Origin of the sequence: Neoaquamicrobium sediminum (genome assembly GCF_040970315.1) — a bacterium.
In the GTDB taxonomy this organism is placed as follows: Bacteria; Pseudomonadota; Alphaproteobacteria; order Rhizobiales; family Rhizobiaceae; genus Aerobium; species Aerobium sediminum.
The window spans coordinates 133,344-152,426 of sequence record NZ_JAZHFV010000002.1 but is presented as its reverse complement, the minus strand read 5'-3'; the positions used below and the strand labels follow the sequence as shown (position 1 = coordinate 152,426).

The window sequence follows — 19,083 nt, the reverse complement described above, 5'->3', positions numbered from 1 at the left end:
GCCTTAATGCCCTACTGCCCTACTCCCGTTATTCAAGCAGCTTTCTTCGTCTTGCCCTTGCCGGCCTTGCCCATCGCCTTGGAGGCGGCAAGGATGGCCTTGACGATATTGTGATAGCCCGTGCAGCGGCAGATGTTGCCCTCGAGCTCGGCGCGCACGGTCTTTTCGTCCAGACCTTCGGGATGGCGCGCGATCATGTCGGTGGCCGCCATGATCATGCCTGGCGTGCAGAAGCCGCATTGAAGGCCGTGATGTTCTCTGAAAGCCGCCTGCACAGGATGCAGGTCCGCGCCGTTCGCCAGCCCTTCGATGGTGACAATATCCGATCCGGATGCCTGTGCGGCCAGGATCGAGCAGGACTTTACCGCCTTGCCGTCCATGTGAACGACACAGGCGCCGCACTGCGAGGTATCACAGCCGACATGCGTGCCCGTCATACCAAGATGCTCGCGCAGGTAGTGCACGAGCAAGGTGCGATCTTCCACGGTTCCGGACACCTTGCGCCCGTTCACCACCATTTCGACTTGCGACATGAATCTCCTCCAGATTGCCGGCCGGGCAAAACGCTTCTGGAGAATGGGGTCCGGACGCGCCTTACCTGAGGGCAGATTACCGCGCCTCGGCAAAGAGTCCATGGGGCCAAGGTCATAAGCGCAATAGATTTTTGGACATCAGGCAAAGGCGACGTGCGGCACCTGAACTACACACGCACAAAATGCCCAATCTCGCGCTTGTCTTTCGTCTGCAATGACGCTATCACGCGCGCACTTTCGGCAGATGCGCAATCGCGCTGCCGAGGCGCCGCTTTAGCTCAGTTGGTAGAGCACATCATTCGTAATGATGGGGTCGCGTGTTCGAGTCACGCAAGCGGCACCACTTCCTCCCTACACCAGACCTCTATCCGCGTCGTCTCGGTACTACTGCGCCGTTCCCGTATTGTGACGCTATTTTCCCGACGCCGTGTTCTAACTCATCGCCGACATAAGCTGCTTTTGGACACTCTACAGCATTGGAAGCTGCGCCAGCGTCCGGCGCCGGCACAGGTGACATTGGACACGAGCGGGGCGCAGGCTAATATCGAGCCGGCTTCATGGGAGAGAGCGACGATGGCAACGCGGCCGGGATCAAAGCTCGATCGTCGATCAGAGTATATCGATCGCCTGGCGCCGGCTGCTGTAGTCGGCGCGTTGGTCGTCGTCGTGTATCTGACGATCTCACCATTTCTGCCCGCGATCATCTGGGGCGCTGTCGTCGCAATTGCGATCGATCCATGGTTTCGCTGGCTTGTCAGGAAGCTTGACGGGCGCCGTCTTCTGTCAGCGTGGATCGTGGGCGTTCTCCTCGCCGGAACCGTCGTCATTCCGGCGTTGGGGCTAGCGGCTGCAATGCTCAACTTTTTACCGAATGCGCTTTCTTGGACGGGTCGTCTATCGGAGGTTGGCCCAACGGAGCCTCCGGCCATTCTTGCCGATCTCCCGGCGATCGGGCCTCAGGTTACGGCGTTTTGGCATGATCTGACGACCGATGCATCGCACGCCCTTTCTCTCTTCCGAGACGAGATCAAGACGGGTTTCCTCTGGCTGCTTGGAGAGGTCGAGATATTCGGGGTCTTCGTTGGCGAGTTCGCAATCGGCATTCTTCTGGCCGTGGTGTTCCTCTACGCGGGCGATCACCTGACGAGTGGCCTCGATAGGTTCTTTAACAGGCTGGGCGGCAGCTTCGCCCAGGAGATTGCCAGAGACTCGGCGCGCACCGCTCGGCAGACCGTTATAGGGGTACTTGGAGCTGCCCTTGTCCAGACTTTGGTGGCAACCATCGCCTTTCTTGTGGTGAGCGTTCCCAACTGGATGCTTCTGGCAGGCGTGATGTTCATGCTGGCTCTGATCCAGATCGGTCCCCTCCTTATATTCGTGCCGCTGGCGATATGGCTTTGGGCTGACGGCCATGGATGGCAGGCCGCCTACGTGCTCTTCTGGGGGATTGTGGTGGTTGGCCTCGCAGACAATATCGTGCGCCCCATGATTGCCAGCAAGGGAGGCGACGTTCCGGCCTCGCTGGCATTTCTTGGTGCTCTCGGCGGCTTCACACAATGGGGTGTGATCGGGGTCTTCATCGGACCGGTCATTCTGGCGGTAGGTTACGAGGTCGCATCGAGGTGGAGCGGGTTGCGAGCAGATCCACAAGGCGATGCTTTGCAGGACCCGGCGCCGGCGACTGCGGATCGGGAGAACGACCCCGGAGCCGAGCCAAGGCCGTCAATCTGACAACGGGCTTCAGCCGGCTTTCACGCTGGCCTTTCTTCCTGCGCGCCACTCGCACCGCGAGGAGACTTGATCACGACACGGTCGTCCGTGCTGCTGCCCTCGGCGCCAGTTCCATTGCCAGTCAGCCGGCAAGAGAGCCTTGCTAGGCGTTTCCTTCCGAGCCGAGGAACATCAAGTCTGGATCGCGACCGCTGTTTGAGACATTGCAGCGCCATGGCGCGCGCTGCGCTCCAACCGTCATGTAGACGGTTACGGCCGCTTGTGAGGACTCAGTGCCCACGACTTCGACGCCCGCTTGGGTCATGCCCGAAAGCGCGCTCTGGCACGATTGGATCGCAGCGTTCGAGACGCTTGAATCAAATCCGACATCGGGAATTGCGCTTGCTGCCTGCTGACCCATATTCCCGCCGGAAGGCAGTTGGCCCATGTTGCCGTTACCAGTGTCAGTCTGGCAGGCGGCAAGAGCCAGGACGGCGGAAAAGGCAAATATCGGCTTCTTCATCGCAGGGAATCCTACATTATTGTTGATGGGCCAGGGTTGGCAATTGTCGCCCGAAAACCAGACAAAGCACCCTGTCGGTAAGACCATTCGTTCATCCGTCTGAACGCGTGCCGCTACCGCATTGGTGGTAGGCAACGGCGAGCCTTACCCATTCTGGTCCTTCGTAGTCCCTGCGAAGTAATATCGATGTGGCATATCACTCCCGGCGGAAATTGGCGGTCAAGGTGGCAAAACCTTCGTGCTTTTCCAAAGCCCCATCAAGCGCCTTCTCGTAATCGGGCCGGGCGGCTTCTGCGTGCGCGCGGCCCTTGTCGGTGAGTACGGTGTAAACACCGCGCTTGTCGTCCGGGCAGAGGTCCCGAATCGTATAGCCTCCTCGCTCCAAACGCTCCACCATTCGCGAGACAGAGCTTTGATTGAGCTGCAAATGGGTGGCCAGCTCCTGCATTCGCAGTTCGGATTTCGGGGATCGCGCAAGCACCTCCAGCGCCCGATAGTCCGACAGGCCGAGGCCGTGCCGATCCTGCAGAGTCCTGGCAATCTCGGCCTCGACATTGGCTATCGCGTGAATCAGCGTCAGCCATGAATCGCTTTTGTTCGACATGAGAAACCTCGATTCCTGTCCCGCCTGCACGAAGCCTGTTTTCACATATGTATGCTCATGCAGATAGAAAGCAAATGCCTATGGCTGGCGCAATCTTGCTCGAAACTCCGTAAATGGGCGCAGCGCCCCGGAGACGGGAAGCTTGGCCACCGCAGGTGACCGCCAGGTCAGCGGATCATCTGCAAAGACGTGATATGCGCCGCGATAGTCGAAGCCGTGCGCGGCCACCTCATCGCGGTCAGCCGCAAAGAACACCTGCGAAATGCCCGCATAAAGCGCGCTCATGTAGCACATTGCGCATGGTTCTCCCGATGCCAGAAGCGTTGCGCCCCGCAGATGGGTCGCTCCATGCGTGCGGCAGGCATCGCGGATCGCCTCGACTTCCGCATGCGCTGTCGGATCGTGATGTTCCCGGACGCGGTTGACGCCGCGACCGAGAACAGCCCCCCCTTGATCGACTACCAGAGCAGTGAAGGGAATGCCGCCCTCGTGGACATGGTCCATGGAGAAGGCGACCGCCTCCTCCATGAGTCGCGCGAACCGCTCGGAAGGTTCGCCAACCATCAGGCCTGTCCCCGGAGCTTGGCGCTGTCGGCCAGCTTCAGCCAGACGACGCCGGCAATGATGACGCCCAGCCAGAATGCCTGGATCAGTGTCAATGGCTGGTCGAGCAGGATGCTGCCGAAAGCAGCCGCTCCAACGGAGCCGATGCCAGCCCATACCGCATAGCCAATGCCCACGTCGATGGTGCGCAAGGCGGCGCTCAGGAAGTAAAGCGTAAGGAGGAAGAAAATGACGGCAGCGATAGACCAGCTCAGGACTGTAAACGCCTGGCTGCCTCCAACGCTGAGCGCGTAGCCAATTTCGAAGGCGCTGGCGAGAAGCAGCATGCCCCATGCACCGGCGCTGCTCTGAGTCTTTTGAATCGTATCCATGATATTCAGTCCCTTTCAGTCAGGATGGAATTGGGAATGAAGGGTCGGCGCATCCGCATCAGGCGGCGCCACTGAGGCGCAGACCGACGACGCCCCCGATCACGCAGACGATGCCAAGTGCTTTCTTCCAGTCCAGCTGTTGGCCGAAGAAGAGAGCTCCGAGAATGACGATTCCGACACCGGAGACGGACGTCCAGATCGCGTATCCGACCCCGACATCGAAGGTGAGGAGCGCCAGGCTGAGGAAGAAGGTCGCGATGGCTCCGCTGACGAGTGTCGCGACAGTCCACCAGAGGCGCGTGAACCCCTTCGCATTGCCTGCGCTGATAGCGACCGCGATCTCAAAGACCACGGCGATTCCGAGATAAAGCCAGCTCATTGCATGTATCCTTTTATGAGTGGTGAGCTTGTTAAGGCATATGCCTATGGTGGCGGCCGCTAGGCCGGATGGGAGAAACCCTGATTGACGGTTGCGCTTTCGAGCCGGTCGATTGCCTGCAGCAATTCGTGCGCCGGTGGCGTTCCCCGAAAAACCTGCTTGCCGACTACGATTGTGGGAACGGACGTGATCGCCATATCGTCCCGGGCATGGCGCAGCGCCTCGCGATGGCGCTCCGCATAGGCAGTGCTTTCCAGTGCCTGCCGAGCTTCGCCGGGATCCATTCCCGCGTTCGCGGCCAGTTCGATCAGGACTTCAGGACTGCCGATGTCGCGATCCTCCTGGAAGAACGCCCGCAGCACCCCCATCGAGTAAGGATGATCGAGCCCCCGATCCTGCGCCAGCAACAACAGTCGAAATGCCTTGTCTGTGCGCGGCTGTGGTGAGATCGACGGAAGCCGGATCGAAACTCCGAGCCTTTCGGCGAGCGGGTAAACGGACCGGCTCCAGATCGTCGGCAAATACGGATCTTCCGGCCGCAGCGTCGGCACCGGTTCGGGCCTCAGCTCGAAAGGCCGCCAGGATATGCGAATTTCACGGTCGCCGATCACATCGGAAAGAACCTGCTCCGCCAGCAGGCAGAACGGACAGACATAGTCGGCATAGACGGTCACGGAGCTCATTTGCGCCCTCCATTTGTATGCATGCACATACACTAACGCGCGACAAAGCAGACTGTCAATATGCATGTATGTGCAAGCATACACTATCTGCGAGCGCGAGTGGCAGGGAGCTGCAGGTGCGCTCTGTCGCCTTATGAACAGGGATCAGCGGACAATCCGATTGCTATCCGGCGGGACGAGCTGCGTCGCGAAGCCGGCAACGCCGGATGAATAACGAATATCTGCTGACCTAACGCCGCGCCGGTTGACCCCGATGGCGCACCCGGCATGGCAGGACGTGCTGCGTCATTCTTGACAGACATCCGCCAATGTCGGCGGTGCGGTCAATGGCCGAAATCGATCTGAATTCTTGCCGTTTCCATTGCACGCCGCGCTCGACACAGAGTTACTTTAATGCGTCAATGCAACCTTGGCAGGCATAGAAACCTATCCCAGGGGGCGCATGACAATCTTATCCATTCGTTCGCAGGACTTCGAGATTTCCCGGCGCGTGGAAGAATTTCAGAACGTGGTCGCTACGATTACTAAAGTGGACTTTGTCCCCGACGATCGTAAGTCCTTTACCTCGGAGACGTCGATCGGCGTGTTGCAGAACATGATCGTCGGCTATGGCCGGCACTCTGCGTCAACGGCGATCCGCACGGTCTCTCATGCCGCCGAGACCGACGACAATGTGATGTTCCACGTTCCCCTGTCTGGAAGTTCTTCGATAGAACAGCGTGGAGGCGAATACACCGAGTTGAAGCCTGGGCTGGTCTACGCCGATCCTGGCGAGGTTCCCGGCGTCATCAGGTTTCATGGCGAACCTACGGAGGGATTTTATGTTTCCATTCCCCGCTCTCATTTCTCCGCCGCAGCACGCGGGCTGAATGCCATGCTGCGCCGCAGCGTGCCGCTGACGCCGCAATGGCGTGTGTTCTTCAACTATGCCCGCAGCCTGCATGCAGAAATGTCGAACCTTGCGCTGGAGGAGGCGGAGCAATGCGCGACGCATGTGCAGGACCTCGCTTTGATGGCGCTCGGCGCGACACGAGAAGCCGCTGAAATCGCAGCAGGTCGTGGCGTAAGGGCAGCCCGGCTCAAAGCCATCAAAGCCCATATCGAGCGAAATCTGACCGCACCAAATTTGACGGCGGACGGAGTAGCCAGCCGTCACGGCATCAGCCCGCGCTATCTGCGGTCGCTGTTCGAGACCGAGGGCACTTCGTTCGGCGATTTCGTCGCCGCACGGCGTTTGGCGCTCGCCTACCGGATGCTCTCCGATCCTTGCAATGCCACGAGCAGTATCGCCAGCATTGCCTTGGCCACTGGGTTCGGCGACCTATCCTGGTTCAACGTCCGCTTTCGCCGAGCCTATGGGATGACGCCCAAGGATGTCCGCGCGCTTGCGCGTTTGCGCTGAACCGTTCGCCCCGGACAACTGTTCCGCTCTCCCACAGTTTCACCTCCGCTCTCCCCAAGACGGTCGATGCAGACCCACCTACTGTGGCCCGCGCGCGCCTCAGGTGCTGGCGAGCGGTAAAACGCAGCTGGCCTTGCCGTGCAGTTCGCCAGGAGGGATCGACATCGTGACTTCGAAGAGAAAAATCGGCCCGCTGTCGTGTTTGCGGCGCATCGGTTATATGGCCGCTTTCAGCGCATTGGCCGCTTTCGCGGTGCCCGTTGCGGCCCAGCAGACAGATAGCGCTTCGATTCTGATCTATGACGCCTCGGGATCGATGTGGGGCCAGATCGACGGTGGTATCACCAAGGTCGAAGTCGCCCGCGATGTGATCGGCGATTTCTTCGTCAGCCGCGACAATGCCGTCCCGCTAGGCGTCATCGCTTATGGTCACAATCGGCGCGGGGACTGCTCCGATATCGAAACGATTGCCAGTGTGGGGGTGAACGACCCTTCGGATCTGTCTGCCCGGCTCAATCGTCTCAACCCGCGCGGCATGACCCCGATCACCGAGTCCCTCACGCTTGCGGCCTCCATGATCCCGCCCACGGCGGAGTCGGCCGATATCATCCTCGTCACCGACGGGTTGGAAACCTGTGACGCCGATCCATGCGCGCTCGCCGCTCAGCTGGCGCAGGAGGGCATCGCCATTCGAGCGCATGTCGTCGGTTTCGGGCTGACTTCGCAGGAGGCGGAGGCGATGAGCTGCTTGGCCGACGCCACAGGCGGCCTTCTGCTCACCCCGCAAACGGGACAGGAACTGGCCGACGCGCTCGACCAGATCGCGGCGGTCCAACCGGCGTCCGATGCCAAGCCGGCTCAGGAAGCATTCTTCGACATGGGGCCCAATGCCGAAGCTGGCCACACCTATGAAATAAGCTACCACGGCACCGCGCGGCCGGACTCTTATGCCGGGTTCACACCGCGCGGAGGAGACATGCCTTCGGTCAGCCCGTCATTTGGCGTTGTGGGCGGCGCCGGGGCGGCAGGGAACAATCCATTTTCAAAGACGGCACCGAGCGAGCCGGGTGAATACGATCTGATCATGGTGGCCTATGATGGATCGATCATTGCTCGTCAGCCTATTGAGGTCGTGGCGCCCTCCAACGGTTTCGACGCCATCGGGTCGGTGGAGCCGGACAAGCGCTTCCAGTTCAGTTGGCGCGGTCCCAATCAGGTCGGCCAGCGCATCGTGATCGCCCGCCCAGGTGCAGCACCCAATGACTATGAAGGTGACTGGGGTCAGCCCTACAGTAATCGCCAAACCCAGCGTATGGGCCTTCGGGCCCCCGCCGACCCCGGCGTATATGAGCTCCGCTACATCTCGGGCAACCAGCAGGAGATCTTGTTCTTCCGTGAATTCGGCGTAGGCGTTCCCTTTGAGGACACGGACACCACCAATACCGCCGATCTGGCTGCCCAGGCCGCAGCGGCAACTCAGGCCGCGGCGGGGCAGGACGCGATGCCGCTGGTGCGAGCGACCTTCCGTATTCCAGACAAGTTTCCGCGAACCCCGCTCTGGTGGTCAGCGGTTCCGCTCGACCCGGACATGAGCCCGGAGGCTTGGTCGCCCATCTCCGAAATGATCGTTGGCGAAGGCGAGTTCGAGCCCGGCCGCTATCGCATCTCGACCACCGGACCGGGTGAGGTCGAATTCAGCGCGGAAGTGGAAATCTACCCTGGCCAGAACAGCGACTTCATCATCCCCCCGGTTGGCGAGACCGACGACGAGGCTTCTGCGACGACACTCGGCGGCCCGTGGCAGCTGATCGGTGTGCCGCCTTATCAAATGCAGGCGGGGGCGGATCAGTTGCTGACGCTGGCCCTAGAGCAGGCGCAGCCCAATGGCCCGATTGGCGGAAGCTGGACAGCCCAGGAGAGCCTCGCCGGACCACAGGCTACCGGCCGGGAAGGCGACTTCACGACTGCGACGCTGGATGGCGACGTGCTGCGCATGACCTTCACCGTGGGCGAGCCGATCCCGGCGCCCATGACCCTCTATCTCACACCTTACGGTATCGGTTATGCAGGCTCGCTTTCTTCGGCTGGGCAGGGCATGAGCGTCGTCATGTGGCCGGGGGGCCATGTGCCCCCTTCGCTGGAGGAAATGCGCAAAGCCGTGCATGGTCAGGCGCCGTCCGATACCGCCGAGATGAGCACCACGGCCCCTATGCCATCCGGCAGGCCCGCGCAGGATGGCGACGCCGTTTCGGTGCGCCTGCTCACACCCTTCGAGATCGGCGGCAAGCGGGTTCAGTGGTCGGCGATCCGCACCGACACGCCTGCCGCCGACGTCGCTTTCGCTATCAACGAGTTCGAGCACATGCTGATCATCGATCTCGCGCCGGGCACCTACGCTGTGGAAGGGATCAACGAGGCTGAAGGCATCTTCCTTGCCGAAACAATCACGGTGACCGCCGGGGGCGAAAACAGTTTTGAAATTCCTGTAGCAAGAGACGGCGATCGCAGCAGCGTTGAAACGGATCATGGCGAGGACGTCGCCTTTGTCTGCACGAACGCGCCCGGGGGCTGCGAGGTCCGGCACGAAGCAAGCGGCATCTCTCTGATGCTGCCCAACAGCTGGACCATGGGCGAACCCTATTTCTACGAAACGGCCGGCGGCGCGCGCGCCGATCTGCCGACCGCCACATTCTTCGCGAAAGACCTGGGCAAGGTCGTAAGCGTGGAACTCAATCCGCGTCAATGGCTGGAATCGAACGGCCCTTGTCGAGCCATCGGCGCAAACCAGCTCTGCATGTTCGTTGGACAGGGTATGGGCGCGGAGATCGGTTTCGAAGCAATAGCGTCATCGCTCCAGATTTCACCATCTCGATCGGGCGACGTCGTCGCCGCGGAATCGGATACCAGGATCCCCATCGATCTCGGCGGGCGCAATCCGGAATCCGTCCTGCGCGCCCTTTTCGGCAATCAGACGGGAAATTGAAGCCATGAAGAGCAAACTGGCATCTGTCCTCATCGGCTTGGCCTCGTGTTTCGGCTTAGCTCCTGCCGCACATGCACAGGCGGTACAGATCGCCATGTGCATGGAGGGCGGTTGTAGCTGCCATGTTCCAGGCACGACGCTGGCAGATGTCGAGATGATCCTTGGCATGCCAAATCCGGCGGGTGCCGCCGACATGACCCTCGTGATCTATGAAAATGAGTACAGCTGGCGCTCGCAGACACCCGAACAGATCGACGCGTCGTTCGGTGGGCCGGGCCAGTGTCCGATTCAACTGGAAGTGCCGCTAATTCCGGAAGATGGAATGTGGCGCATAACCACCGGCGCCACCGACGCCTCTGCCTGTCCTCTATTTGCGCTTGCGGGTCAGGCCGTACCGGGCCAGATGAGCGGCGAAACTCGCGAGATCAGGTGGCGGGGCTGGTTTTCCCCCAGCAAACTCATGTCCGATGCCGTTGGCCATGTAAACTGGACGTTCACTGGCGGACATTCCTGGCGCGGCGTTGTCGTGGATGAACGCTTGTCAAACACATCCTCAACCACTGGGGCAAGCGTCGTTTGGCAGTTGACCTTGGTCAACTCGACCGAAATTACCGGGTCCAGTGTCTTTGAATACGACATCAAATCGGGGCTCGCGGATGCAGCAGCACAGGCGATTCTTCAGAACATGCGATGCCGCACAGTTACACCGTTTACTGCCCGAAAGGTGAGATAGCGGGCCAGAATCGTCGGCACAGCCAGCGAGGGCACTTTCCCAAACCTAGCGCAGCTCGGCCCATCGACCTTGCGTCTGATCGATACCCGCTGCTGCGCGTCCGCTTCACAACACCTCGAAGAATGAGACCCTGACCCCATTCGCGAGCCTTGCTCCGGTTCCTATGCACACTATGCGGTTCAACCAGGCGTAGCGCGCATCGCCGGTCTCGAATCGCGGCTGCGTGCGCATGTAATATAGCGAAGGGTCCACGGCCTCGCCTCGCCCAAGCGCGTCCAGCACGTCTTTCGGTCCGTGCCGATAGCCGAAATTGCGGATGTCGATGCTGGCGCCGTCATGCGAGCGCATGGCGTAGCGCGTGTCGAGCTCGGCTGTGCCATCTGAAAGGACGGTCTGCCAGTCGGCGCCGAGGTTCAGGATTTCACCTGACAGCCGCTCGCCCGTCACCGTCCCGCCGATGATCGGAATGATGCGCCGGCGGCCGCGAGGACCGTCGCCCAGCTCGATAGGCGCGGCGAGTTCCACGTCGAGATGGGCAAGGTGGCGGAGCCCGGGAGCTTCTTGCATGGCGTCACTTCATCGTCATCGGGAGGTAGAGCACGATAGCTGGAAACGCGACCAGCAGGATAAGCCTGACGATGTCGCTCAGCACGAAGGGGATCACACCGCGAAAAATCGTGACGAGGCTCACGTCTCTGGCAATGGAATTGATGACAAAGACGTTCATGCCGACCGGCGGTGTGATGAGGCCGAGTTCCACCGTCATGACCACGACTACCCCGAACCAGATCGGGTCGAAACCGAGTTGCGTGACGACCGGATAGACGATCGGCACCAGAAGAATGATCATCGCCATCGCGTCAAGTATGCAGCCCAGGACGAGAAACAGGCACAAAATGAGCGCCAGCGTGCCATAGGCGCCAAGGTCGAGCCCTACGAGCAAGGCGGTAATCTTCTGAGGCGTCTGTGTGATCGTCAGGAAGTAGCCAAACAGGATGGCGCCGATCAGCACCGTGTAGATGGCAACCGATGTCCGCAGCGCTTCGATCAGGCTGTCGAGAATGCGCGCCATATCAAGCCGCCCGCGCAGAATGCCGACAAGCGCGGTAAGCACCGACCCCGCTGCCGCCGCCTCCGTTGCGGTAACGAGGCCAAGATACATGCTGCCGATGATGGCAATGAACAGCAGCACGACAGCCCAGATACCCCGCAGGGATGCAAACGCTTCCGACGCGACGAAGCGCGCACCATCGGGCAGCGATCGCGCGTAGGCGACCCGAACGGTAACCATGTACATCAGGATTGCGAGCAGCCCTGGGATAACCCCGGCAATGAACAGCCGGCTGACATCCTGCTCTGTTATGTAAGCATAGACGGCAAGCACGACAGACGGCGGGATGAGGATGCCCAGGGTGCCGCCGGCAGCGATGGTCCCGGTCGCGATGCGGTCCGAGTAACCGATACGACGCATCTCCGGCAGCGCGATCTTGGTCATCGTCGCAGCAGTCGCGACCGACGACCCGCAGATGGCGGCGAAGCCACCGCACGCCGCAATGGTCGACAGCGCCATTCCGCCGCGGAACTGGCCGAGCCAGGCCTGGCCGGCCCGGAAGAGTTCGCGCGAGATGCCGGAATTCGTCGCCAGCACGCCCATCAGAATGAAGAAGGGGATGAGCGTCAGGTTGAAATCGGTAATTGTTCGGATCGGCGACTGCGCCAGCAGATTGAGCGCCGGCTGCCAACCTGCGACCGCCGCAAACCCGCCGATGCCGACAACGCCCATTGCGATGCCGATAGGCACGCGCAGAGCCATCATCGCAAAGAGCGCGATAAAGCCGGCGAGCGCGACGAAATCGCCTTCAGACATCTTCGCGCCTCGTGGGGATGGTGGCGGTGTCCGCCGATTCGTGCGGATCGAGCCCGCCACGTCCCGCGCCTATAAGGAGTATGCGGGCTCCTATCGTGATGATGCTTACCGCTACGCCCGTCGCGATCAGCGCCAGAAATGGCCACGCAGGGAGCCGCAGGTCGAATGTCGCCTCGCCGCTTGCATAGGCACCAGCCACACGAGACGACATCTTCCAGAAAAGCAGGATCGCGAACGCCCAGAGGATGGTCCATGCAACGAAGTCGCAGATCCGCCTCACGCGCGACGGCATCATTTCCACGAATAGGTCAACTTTGATGTGAGACCCGCGATAACCGACGCTGGCGAAGCCCCACATGATCGCGGCCCCGATCAGGAACCTCGAAATGTCGAACGCATCAGGCACGGGCAAAGCAAACACATAGCGTCCGATCGAAGAGAGGACGATCAGCACCGTGACGATGGCAAGAAGTCCGCCGGCGATCTTCTCGATGCCGAGCGTAAATCGACCAAGGAAGTGGAAGAAGTTCATGAGTGAAGCCATGCCAAGGGCAAGGCGGCACGAGGGGTTCTCGTGCCGCCTTTGTGCCGATCACTCATAAAACGCGTCGTTGCGCTTCAGCGCTTCCACATAGGACTCGTAGATTGCGTCCGGGTCCGCCCCCTTTGCCGTTACGTCCGCGCGCCATGCCTCTATCAGAGGTTTCGAGGCTTCGCGCCACAACTGGACTTCCTCGTCGGTCGGCTTGTAGAGCGTGTGCTCGCTGGAATCGATCATCTTCTGACGCCCGGAGTACTCGTTGTCGGCCCACCCGATCGAAAACTTCTCCGACCAGTCTGCAGTGCAGTGGTCGTCAATGACCTTGCGGTTCTCCTCGCTCATGCCCTCATAGGTCGCCTTGTTAAGAAGCAACATCTGGGACGACAGATAGAATGGCATATCGAGATGATATTTCGTCGCCTGGTCGATGCCGAAGATATAGATGGAGTTCCAGGGGAACGTCATGGCATCGGCCGTGCCCTTGGTGATCGCCTCGCGGGCTTCCGGCGCCGGAACCTGCACGCTGGCACCACCCAGCTGGCTGATGAAGCGCGCCATCGTGGCGTGGGCCGGGCGAATATTCTTGCCCCTGATGTCCTCCGGCACCTTGATCGGCTCCTTGGAATGAAGCGTGCCGGGATCGTGCGGATTGATCAGGCAGAACTTGACGTCCGCCATCTCGGTTTCAGCGATCGGCGCATACCATTCATGCAGCGCCTTTGCGCCGGATTTGGCATTGGTGGCGTGGAACGGAATCTCCGCCAGGCTGTAGATCGGGAAGCGGCCAGCCTGATAACCGGGGTTGACGTAAGAAATGTCTGCTATGCCGTCGCGCGCCATATCGTAGTGATCAGGTGCCGCTCCAAGCTGGCTCGCCGGGAATATCGTAACGTCGATGCGGCCCTCGGAAGCCTGCTTGATCGACTCGATCCAGGGCTCAATGCCAAGAGCCTGGACCGGATGTGTGGGTGGCAGCCAGTGGGCGAGCCTCAGCTCTACCTCTGCTGCGGCAGCCGGGATGGCCGTCGATGCAAGCAAGGTGGCGGCAACAGCCGCTGCAATCGTAAACTTCATGATCTCCTCCCATTGGTCGCTTCGCGACTATGTGTGCGATCGTCACTGAAGCGGAAGGAGATTGTTATTGAATAGAACTATACAATCAAGCGGAAACTCCAGCGCCTGATCGCGGCGAAAATAGACGGGCAGCTCGGTCCGAGCTGAAAGTTACAGGCGGCGCAAAGCCAGGCCTCCGCGCCACCTGTTCACAGTATCAGCTATGGGTAATCTTGGTGCCCAGCACTTTCAGGCACTCGCGCATGAATGCGGCAAGGCCAGTCCAGCCCTTTGCCGAGACCATATTGCCATCGACATGGGCTTCCGTCGGCCCGACGTCGACATAGATTCCGCCAACGGCAGTTACTTCGGGTTCACACGCGCCAAGTCCGGCAACCTTCCTGCCCTTCAACACGCCCGGCACTGCCATGAGAATCTGGACGCCGTGGCAGATCGTGAAGATCGGCTTGCCGGTCTCGTGGAAATGACGAACCATATCCTGAATCCGCTTGTCGGTGCGGATGTATTCGGGACCTCGTCCGCCGGCCGCGTAGACAGCGTCGTAATCCTCGACCTTCACCTCCGCGAACGTCTTGTTGATGTCGGCATAGTGACCGAGTTTCTCGGTGTAGGTCTGGTCACCTTCGAAATCGTGCAGTGAGGTCTTGATGCGGTCGCCGGCCTTCTTGTCGGGGCAGACGACATGGACGGTATGGCCGACGGCCTCCATGCCCTGTTGAAACACGTAAATCTCATACTCCTCGGTGAATTCACCGGTGAGCATGAGTATCTTCTTGCCGCTCATCGTGGCTCTCCTTGTCGTGGTCGTTGAACGGCGACGCCCGAAACGGTCCGGGCGCCGCCCGATTGTCAGAACGGGGAATCGGGGAAGTAGAACTGATCCGCGTTCTCCGGCGTGATCAACGGTGCATCAAGCAGGAAGGAACCGCGCATCGGAGCCTGGCCAGCGAACTGCCCGGCGGTCATGTAGATCGCCGATTTGATCATCGACGGCGGATACGGTGTAGAGATCGGCGTGCGCTCGTTGCCTTCCTTCACCATCTCGATGACCTGCTTCATGCCGTTGCCGCCGAGCGCATATTTGATGTCCTCGCGTCCAGCCTGATCGACCGCCTCGATGACGCCCAGCAGCATGTCGTCGTCGTTCGCCCACACGGCATCGATCTTCGGATACTTGGCCAGGTAGTCCTGCATCAGCGTGAAGGCCTCGTCCTGGTTCCAGTTCGCATATTGGATGTCGAGAATCTTGATGTTGGTTTCCGCGATAACATCCGAAAAGCCCTTGATGCGCTCATCGTCGATGACGGTCGGAATGCCGCGCAGAACCACGATCTCACCCTCGCCGCCCAGCTTGTCGGAAAGCCAGCGGGCCGTGTTCGCTCCCACCGCTATGTTGTCACCGGCCACGTAAAGGTCCTGGATCGACGGATCGGTCAGCCCACGGTCCACAACCGCGATGAAGGTTCCCTTCGATTTGACCTGCTCAACCGGCCCGGTCAGCTCCTCCGAGGTGAATGGCAGGATGACGAGCGCGTTGAGGTCGCGGGTCGCAGAGAGATCTTCGAGAGCGGAAACCTGCGCCGTTGCCGAAGATGCCGTGGAAAGGACCACGTCGATATTGGGGAATGCCGCCTCGATCTCCTTCTCAGCCTGTTCGGCGTGATAGACGACACCTCCGGTCCATCCGTGGGTCGCCGCCGGGATCGACACGGCTATCGTGATGTCCCGCTCCTGCGCGCCCGCCGATCCCACCGACATGGCGCAGGCCATGGCGATACCGGATACGAACATTCCTGCCTTGATCATGATGGATTTCATTTTCTTCTCCTCCGTTGAAGTCTTTTGCCGCCGCCTTCAGCGGCTGCTGGTGAAGCGATGCGCCAGCATGGCAATGATGATGATTGCGCCCTGCACCGCGGCGACGAGGTATTCGGAAACCATGTCCGACAGGACCATCACGTTGGCGATCACCTCGAGAATGAGCGCGCCGGCGACGGTGCCCCAGATGCGTCCTCGACCGCCCCGCAGGAGCGTACCGCCGATGACGACGGCGGTAATGACCTGCAATTCCCAGAGCTGACCGGTCGTCGGCGTCGCTGCGCCGAGGCGCGGCACGTAGCAGATTGCCGCGACAGCCACGCACAGTCCCTGGATGACGTAGGCTATGGTGCGCACGCCGCCGACGTTAACGCCTGAAAAGCGCGCAACCTCCGCATTCGAACCCACCGACGTCAGGCGGCGCCCATATTTGGTGCGATAGAGCAGGAATGCGCCCAACAGCACGACGGCCAGCGTGATGAGCACCGGATAGGGGATGCCCATGAAATTGCCGAAATAGACGGGCCGATAAGCCTCGCGCAGGCTGCGGTCGATCGGCAGTGAGCCCCCATCGGTCATGAAGGTGATGAAGGCGCGAAAGATGCCCATCGTACCGAGCGTGACGATAAACGGTTCTATGCGCCCGACAGTGACGATCAGCCCGTTGAAAAGGCCGCAAAGAGCGCCGACAACGAGGGCTACGCCCGCCCCCATGACGATCGCCCAGCCGCCATAGGACGGCGCCAGGCCGTTCATCGTCATGATCATGATGCCCGTGACGAACGCCATCATCGAGCCCACCGAGAGATCGAGGCCGCCCGAAGAGATGACGAAAGTGGCGCCCACGGCGATGATCGCGATGAATGCGCTGCGCGTGATGACATTGATGAGATTGGCGGAAGACGTGAAGTTGGAGTTTATCAGCGCACCGAGGATCACGATCACCGCGAGCGCGATGAACGGCGCGAGATCGGCCCAGCGAATGCGGCGGCGTTCGTCAGCGGTCGCGACGGTTGCGGTCGCTGTGGTCATGTGATCCCTCCCAGGTGCTGCCATGACCGCCGGTCGTCGCGGCATAGACAACGTTCTCTTCATTGATCTCGTCACCTGAAAGTTCGGCGACGATCCTCCCTGCACGCATCACCAGAACCCGATCGGCGAGACCGACCAGCTCCTGCATTTCCGACGAGATGACGATGCAGGCCTTGCCGGCCCTCACCATCCTGTCGATGAAGTCGTAGATCTGGCTCTTGTTACCGATGTCGATGCCGCGCGTCGGCTCGTCGATGATGACGACAGACGGGTCGGTCATCATCACCTTGGCAAGGAGCAACTTCTGCTGGTTTCCCCCCGACAGCTTGCCGGCGTCCAACGCGAGCGACCCGACGCGGATGTCGTAATCGGCCACCGCCTTGCGCAGGGCCGCCATCTCCCTGCCGCGGTCCAGAACCGCGCCGGGGTTGACGCTCTCAAGGGCCTGCAAGGTCAGGTTCGGCGCGAGCTTCTCGTCCAGAAGCAGGCCTTTGCCCTTGCGGTCCTCGGTCAGATAGACAAGCCCTGCGTCCATCATCGCCCCAACGGAGCGATGCGTCATCTCGCGGCCATTCACCACGACGCTGACCGCCTGCGACTGGCGAAGCCCCATCAACCCTTCAACGAGTTCCGTGCGACCCGACCCGATCATGCCGCCCAGCCCAAGCACCTCCCCAGGCCGCACGAAGAACGAAGCTTGCTGCGCGTGGTGGTCCACCTGCAGTTCGGTGACCGAGAGCAACGGCACGGCCGTACTCGTCTGGCGCTTGGCAGGATAAAGCATGTTGAGTTCGCGGCCGACCATCAGTTCGGCCATCTGGCGCTGGCTGAGGTCGGCTGCCGGCCAGGTGCCGATCATGCGGCCATCACGCAGGACCGTGATCCGGTCCGCCAACATCTCGACCTCTTCGAGACGGTGGGAGATGTAGAGAACCGCTACACCGTGATCGCGAAGGCCGCGCACGATATCGAGCAGAGCCTCCACTTCGTCGTTCGCCAGGACAGCCGTCGGCTCGTCGAAGATGATGACCTTACGCTCGTCCAGCAGGGCGCGGGCGATCTGCACGAGTTGCCGCTGCGCCAAGGGAAGGTCGCCAACCCGGTCGCCCGGCCGAGCGACTGAGCCGACCCGCTCAAGCAACTGCGCAGTAACACGGTTCATCGCGCGGTCGTCGACCATCCAGCCGCGACTGAGTTCGCGCCCGAGAAAAAGGTTCTGCGCCACCGTCAGGTCGGGAGCGAGCAGGATTTCCTGATGAACGAGGACTATGCCGGCATCCTCGGCATCGACCGCGTCGATGAAGGATGCCGACTGCCCATCCATCGCGATACGTCCCGCGGTCGGCTGGACATGGCCGGACAGGAGCTTCATCAGCGTGGATTTGCCAGCGCCGTTCTCGCCGATGATCGCATGGACCTCGCCGGCGCGGATCTCGAGAGTGACGTCGGACAGCACGTTCACGGCGCCGTAGGCCTTGCCCAGCCCCTCGGCGCGCAACGTCACCGCAGGCGGCGCCGGCTGGCCCGCCACGCGATCGGGTTGCGGTAACGCGCTCATTCGAATGCCGAAAGGAGCCTGTCGCGCGAACGCTCGATGTGTTCGTGCATGGCCTTGAACGCCGCGTCGGGATCGCCGGCCCGGAACGCCGCGAGCAGGCGCTCGTGCTCCTCGAGCGCTTCCTGAGTCACGCGGGTATGGAACATCAGCCTGAAAATGTGCAGGTGCACATGCTGGTTAAACAGCGTGCTGCGGATCACCTCATTGCCGGCGATCTTCATGATGTCGTCGTGAAAATGGGCATCGGCGCGCGCAAAGCGCGAATAGCGGGTATTGCGGTCCACCGGCGCCGCGCCATGTCCCATGTCAGCTGCCGAATTTTCCAGCAGGGCGAGTGCTTCCGCAGACATATTGTGGACAGCAAGCCGCGCCGCCTCTGGCTCCAGCAGCAGCCGGAAGACGTAGAGGTCCTCGAACTGCTTGCGCGTCCACTGGGGTGCGGCGCTGTAGCCGATGAGATGCTCCTTGCGAACGAGGCCTTCGCGCTCGAGACGGCTCAGAGCCTCACGAACCGGGGTCTGCGACACGCCAAGCTCACGTGCCAGAACATCTATGGGGATGCGCGCGCCCGGCGCGATCTCCAGCGACATAAGCCGGTGGTAGATGCCGTCGTAGACGCCCTCGACCACGCTGCTCGGCCTGAGACTTGCAGGCTTGTTTTCCCGTTCGGCTGCGAATGCCACGTGGGCTCTCCCGAATGTCCTGTTG

Annotated in this window: 20 protein-coding genes and 1 tRNA gene; 5 read left to right on the top strand and 16 right to left on the bottom strand. The window is 61.1% G+C overall.

Features of this window, described 5'->3' with window-relative positions; translation table 11 throughout:
* Positions 1–32: 32 nt before the first annotated feature.
* Positions 33–533 (bottom strand): (2Fe-2S)-binding protein, encoded by a 501-nt coding sequence (locus tag V1479_RS06020; RefSeq protein ID WP_368802119.1) that lies wholly within the window; start codon positions 531–533, stop codon positions 33–35.
* Between the two features lie 267 nt (positions 534–800).
* On the opposite strand from V1479_RS06020, the gene V1479_RS06015 reads away from it, so the two are divergent.
* Positions 801–876 (top strand) — tRNA-Thr (locus V1479_RS06015).
* A 230-nt stretch (positions 877–1,106) separates the two neighbouring features.
* Entirely contained in the window at positions 1,107–2,264 is a 1,158-nt protein-coding gene (locus V1479_RS06010; protein WP_368802118.1) for an AI-2E family transporter, read from the top strand.
* A gap of 142 nt (positions 2,265–2,406) precedes the next feature.
* Here the strand turns inward: V1479_RS06010 and V1479_RS06005 are convergent, their stop codons facing one another.
* The 6 genes from V1479_RS06005 to V1479_RS05980 all read right to left on the bottom strand — a co-directional run bounded on the left by V1479_RS06005 (position 2,407) and on the right by V1479_RS05980 (position 5,367).
* Entirely contained in the window at positions 2,407–2,853 is a 447-nt protein-coding gene (locus tag V1479_RS06005; protein ID WP_368802117.1) for a membrane lipoprotein lipid attachment site-containing protein, read from the bottom strand.
* Between the two features lie 109 nt (positions 2,854–2,962).
* Positions 2,963–3,370, bottom strand: a complete 408-nt coding sequence (locus V1479_RS06000; protein ID WP_368802116.1) for a MarR family winged helix-turn-helix transcriptional regulator — start codon at positions 3,368–3,370, stop codon at positions 2,963–2,965.
* Between the two features lie 78 nt (positions 3,371–3,448).
* The gene (locus tag V1479_RS05995; RefSeq protein WP_368802115.1) at positions 3,449–3,934 is read right to left on the bottom strand and encodes a nucleoside deaminase; all 486 of its coding nucleotides are present in this window, start codon (positions 3,932–3,934) and stop codon (positions 3,449–3,451) included.
* The gene (locus V1479_RS05990) at positions 3,934–4,305 is read right to left on the bottom strand and encodes a DMT family transporter (RefSeq protein ID WP_368802114.1); all 372 of its coding nucleotides are present in this window, start codon (positions 4,303–4,305) and stop codon (positions 3,934–3,936) included. The genes V1479_RS05995 and V1479_RS05990 overlap by 1 nt, the downstream gene beginning before the upstream one ends.
* A 58-nt stretch (positions 4,306–4,363) precedes the next feature.
* On the bottom strand, positions 4,364–4,684 hold the full coding sequence (locus V1479_RS05985) for a DMT family transporter (RefSeq protein ID WP_368802113.1): 321 nt from the start codon (positions 4,682–4,684) through the stop codon (positions 4,364–4,366).
* A 59-nt stretch (positions 4,685–4,743) separates the two neighbouring features.
* Positions 4,744–5,367 carry a DsbA family oxidoreductase gene (locus V1479_RS05980; protein WP_368802112.1) on the bottom strand — a complete coding sequence of 208 codons (624 nt, stop codon included), beginning with the start codon at positions 5,365–5,367 and terminating at the stop codon, positions 4,744–4,746.
* Positions 5,368–5,809: 442 nt separating this feature from the next.
* Here V1479_RS05980 and V1479_RS05975 point away from each other — a divergent pair, with 442 nt between their 5' ends.
* The 3 genes from V1479_RS05975 to V1479_RS05965 all read left to right on the top strand — a co-directional run bounded on the left by V1479_RS05975 (position 5,810) and on the right by V1479_RS05965 (position 10,485).
* On the top strand, positions 5,810–6,769 hold the full coding sequence (locus V1479_RS05975) for a helix-turn-helix transcriptional regulator (RefSeq protein ID WP_368802111.1): 960 nt from the start codon (positions 5,810–5,812) through the stop codon (positions 6,767–6,769).
* Positions 6,770–6,872: 103 nt separating this feature from the next.
* The gene (locus V1479_RS05970) at positions 6,873–9,752 is read left to right on the top strand and encodes a vWA domain-containing protein (protein ID WP_368802110.1); all 2,880 of its coding nucleotides are present in this window, start codon (positions 6,873–6,875) and stop codon (positions 9,750–9,752) included.
* A 4-nt stretch (positions 9,753–9,756) separates the two neighbouring features.
* Positions 9,757–10,485 (top strand): hypothetical protein, encoded by a 729-nt coding sequence (locus V1479_RS05965; RefSeq protein WP_368802109.1) that lies wholly within the window; start codon positions 9,757–9,759, stop codon positions 10,483–10,485.
* A gap of 105 nt (positions 10,486–10,590) precedes the next feature.
* On the opposite strand, the gene V1479_RS05960 is transcribed toward V1479_RS05965, so the two are convergent.
* The 9 genes from V1479_RS05960 to V1479_RS05920 form a co-directional block, all read right to left on the bottom strand.
* A complete protein-coding gene (locus V1479_RS05960; protein ID WP_368802108.1) occupies positions 10,591–11,052 on the bottom strand; it encodes a DUF3237 domain-containing protein in 462 nt (153 codons plus the stop codon).
* A gap of 4 nt (positions 11,053–11,056) precedes the next feature.
* On the bottom strand, positions 11,057–12,352 hold the full coding sequence (locus tag V1479_RS05955) for a TRAP transporter large permease (protein ID WP_173187218.1): 1,296 nt from the start codon (positions 12,350–12,352) through the stop codon (positions 11,057–11,059).
* The gene (locus tag V1479_RS05950; protein WP_173187220.1) at positions 12,345–12,884 is read right to left on the bottom strand and encodes a TRAP transporter small permease; all 540 of its coding nucleotides are present in this window, start codon (positions 12,882–12,884) and stop codon (positions 12,345–12,347) included. Before V1479_RS05950 ends, V1479_RS05955 begins: the two co-directional genes overlap by 8 nt.
* 60 nt (positions 12,885–12,944) lie before the next feature.
* Positions 12,945–13,967, bottom strand: coding sequence for a TRAP transporter substrate-binding protein (locus V1479_RS05945; RefSeq protein WP_368802107.1), 1,023 nt, complete (start codon positions 13,965–13,967; stop codon positions 12,945–12,947).
* 196 nt (positions 13,968–14,163) lie between these two features.
* A complete protein-coding gene (locus V1479_RS05940; RefSeq protein ID WP_173187224.1) occupies positions 14,164–14,751 on the bottom strand; it encodes a DJ-1/PfpI family protein in 588 nt (195 codons plus the stop codon).
* Between the two features lie 65 nt (positions 14,752–14,816).
* Positions 14,817–15,785 (bottom strand): substrate-binding domain-containing protein, encoded by a 969-nt coding sequence (locus tag V1479_RS05935; RefSeq protein WP_173187226.1) that lies wholly within the window; start codon positions 15,783–15,785, stop codon positions 14,817–14,819.
* A gap of 36 nt (positions 15,786–15,821) precedes the next feature.
* Positions 15,822–16,817: an ABC transporter permease gene (locus tag V1479_RS05930; protein ID WP_368802106.1), complete on the bottom strand. Its 996-nt coding sequence runs from the start codon at positions 16,815–16,817 to the stop codon at positions 15,822–15,824.
* A complete protein-coding gene (locus tag V1479_RS05925) occupies positions 16,783–18,375 on the bottom strand; it encodes a sugar ABC transporter ATP-binding protein (RefSeq protein WP_368802105.1) in 1,593 nt (530 codons plus the stop codon). The genes V1479_RS05930 and V1479_RS05925 overlap by 35 nt, the downstream gene beginning before the upstream one ends.
* Positions 18,372–19,058: a GntR family transcriptional regulator gene (locus tag V1479_RS05920; RefSeq protein ID WP_173187230.1), complete on the bottom strand. Its 687-nt coding sequence runs from the start codon at positions 19,056–19,058 to the stop codon at positions 18,372–18,374. Before V1479_RS05920 ends, V1479_RS05925 begins: the two co-directional genes overlap by 4 nt.
* Positions 19,059–19,083: the final 25 nt, after the last annotated feature.

Excerpts from the sequence above, each read along its gene's own strand:
- V1479_RS06020 (WP_368802119.1), bottom strand. The coding sequence starts at position 533 with ATGTCGCAAGTCGAAATGGTGGTGAACGGGCGCAAGGTGTCCGGAACC.
- V1479_RS06010 (WP_368802118.1), top strand. The coding sequence starts at position 1,107 with ATGGCAACGCGGCCGGGATCAAAGCTCGATCGTCGATCAGAGTATATC.
- V1479_RS06005 (WP_368802117.1), bottom strand. The coding sequence starts at position 2,853 with ATGGTCTTACCGACAGGGTGCTTTGTCTGGTTTTCGGGCGACAATTGC.
- V1479_RS06000 (WP_368802116.1), bottom strand. The coding sequence starts at position 3,370 with ATGTCGAACAAAAGCGATTCATGGCTGACGCTGATTCACGCGATAGCC.
- V1479_RS05995 (WP_368802115.1), bottom strand. The coding sequence starts at position 3,934 with ATGGTTGGCGAACCTTCCGAGCGGTTCGCGCGACTCATGGAGGAGGCG.
- V1479_RS05990 (WP_368802114.1), bottom strand. The coding sequence starts at position 4,305 with ATGGATACGATTCAAAAGACTCAGAGCAGCGCCGGTGCATGGGGCATG.
- V1479_RS05985 (WP_368802113.1), bottom strand. The coding sequence starts at position 4,684 with ATGAGCTGGCTTTATCTCGGAATCGCCGTGGTCTTTGAGATCGCGGTC.
- V1479_RS05980 (WP_368802112.1), bottom strand. The coding sequence starts at position 5,367 with ATGAGCTCCGTGACCGTCTATGCCGACTATGTCTGTCCGTTCTGCCTG.
- V1479_RS05975 (WP_368802111.1), top strand. The coding sequence starts at position 5,810 with ATGACAATCTTATCCATTCGTTCGCAGGACTTCGAGATTTCCCGGCGC.
- V1479_RS05965 (WP_368802109.1), top strand. The coding sequence starts at position 9,757 with ATGAAGAGCAAACTGGCATCTGTCCTCATCGGCTTGGCCTCGTGTTTC.
- V1479_RS05960 (WP_368802108.1), bottom strand. The coding sequence starts at position 11,052 with ATGCAAGAAGCTCCCGGGCTCCGCCACCTTGCCCATCTCGACGTGGAA.
- V1479_RS05955 (WP_173187218.1), bottom strand. The coding sequence starts at position 12,352 with ATGTCTGAAGGCGATTTCGTCGCGCTCGCCGGCTTTATCGCGCTCTTT.
- V1479_RS05950 (WP_173187220.1), bottom strand. The coding sequence starts at position 12,884 with ATGAACTTCTTCCACTTCCTTGGTCGATTTACGCTCGGCATCGAGAAG.
- V1479_RS05945 (WP_368802107.1), bottom strand. The coding sequence starts at position 13,967 with ATGAAGTTTACGATTGCAGCGGCTGTTGCCGCCACCTTGCTTGCATCG.
- V1479_RS05940 (WP_173187224.1), bottom strand. The coding sequence starts at position 14,751 with ATGAGCGGCAAGAAGATACTCATGCTCACCGGTGAATTCACCGAGGAG.
- V1479_RS05935 (WP_173187226.1), bottom strand. The coding sequence starts at position 15,785 with ATGAAATCCATCATGATCAAGGCAGGAATGTTCGTATCCGGTATCGCC.
- V1479_RS05930 (WP_368802106.1), bottom strand. The coding sequence starts at position 16,817 with ATGACCACAGCGACCGCAACCGTCGCGACCGCTGACGAACGCCGCCGC.
- V1479_RS05925 (WP_368802105.1), bottom strand. The coding sequence starts at position 18,375 with ATGAGCGCGTTACCGCAACCCGATCGCGTGGCGGGCCAGCCGGCGCCG.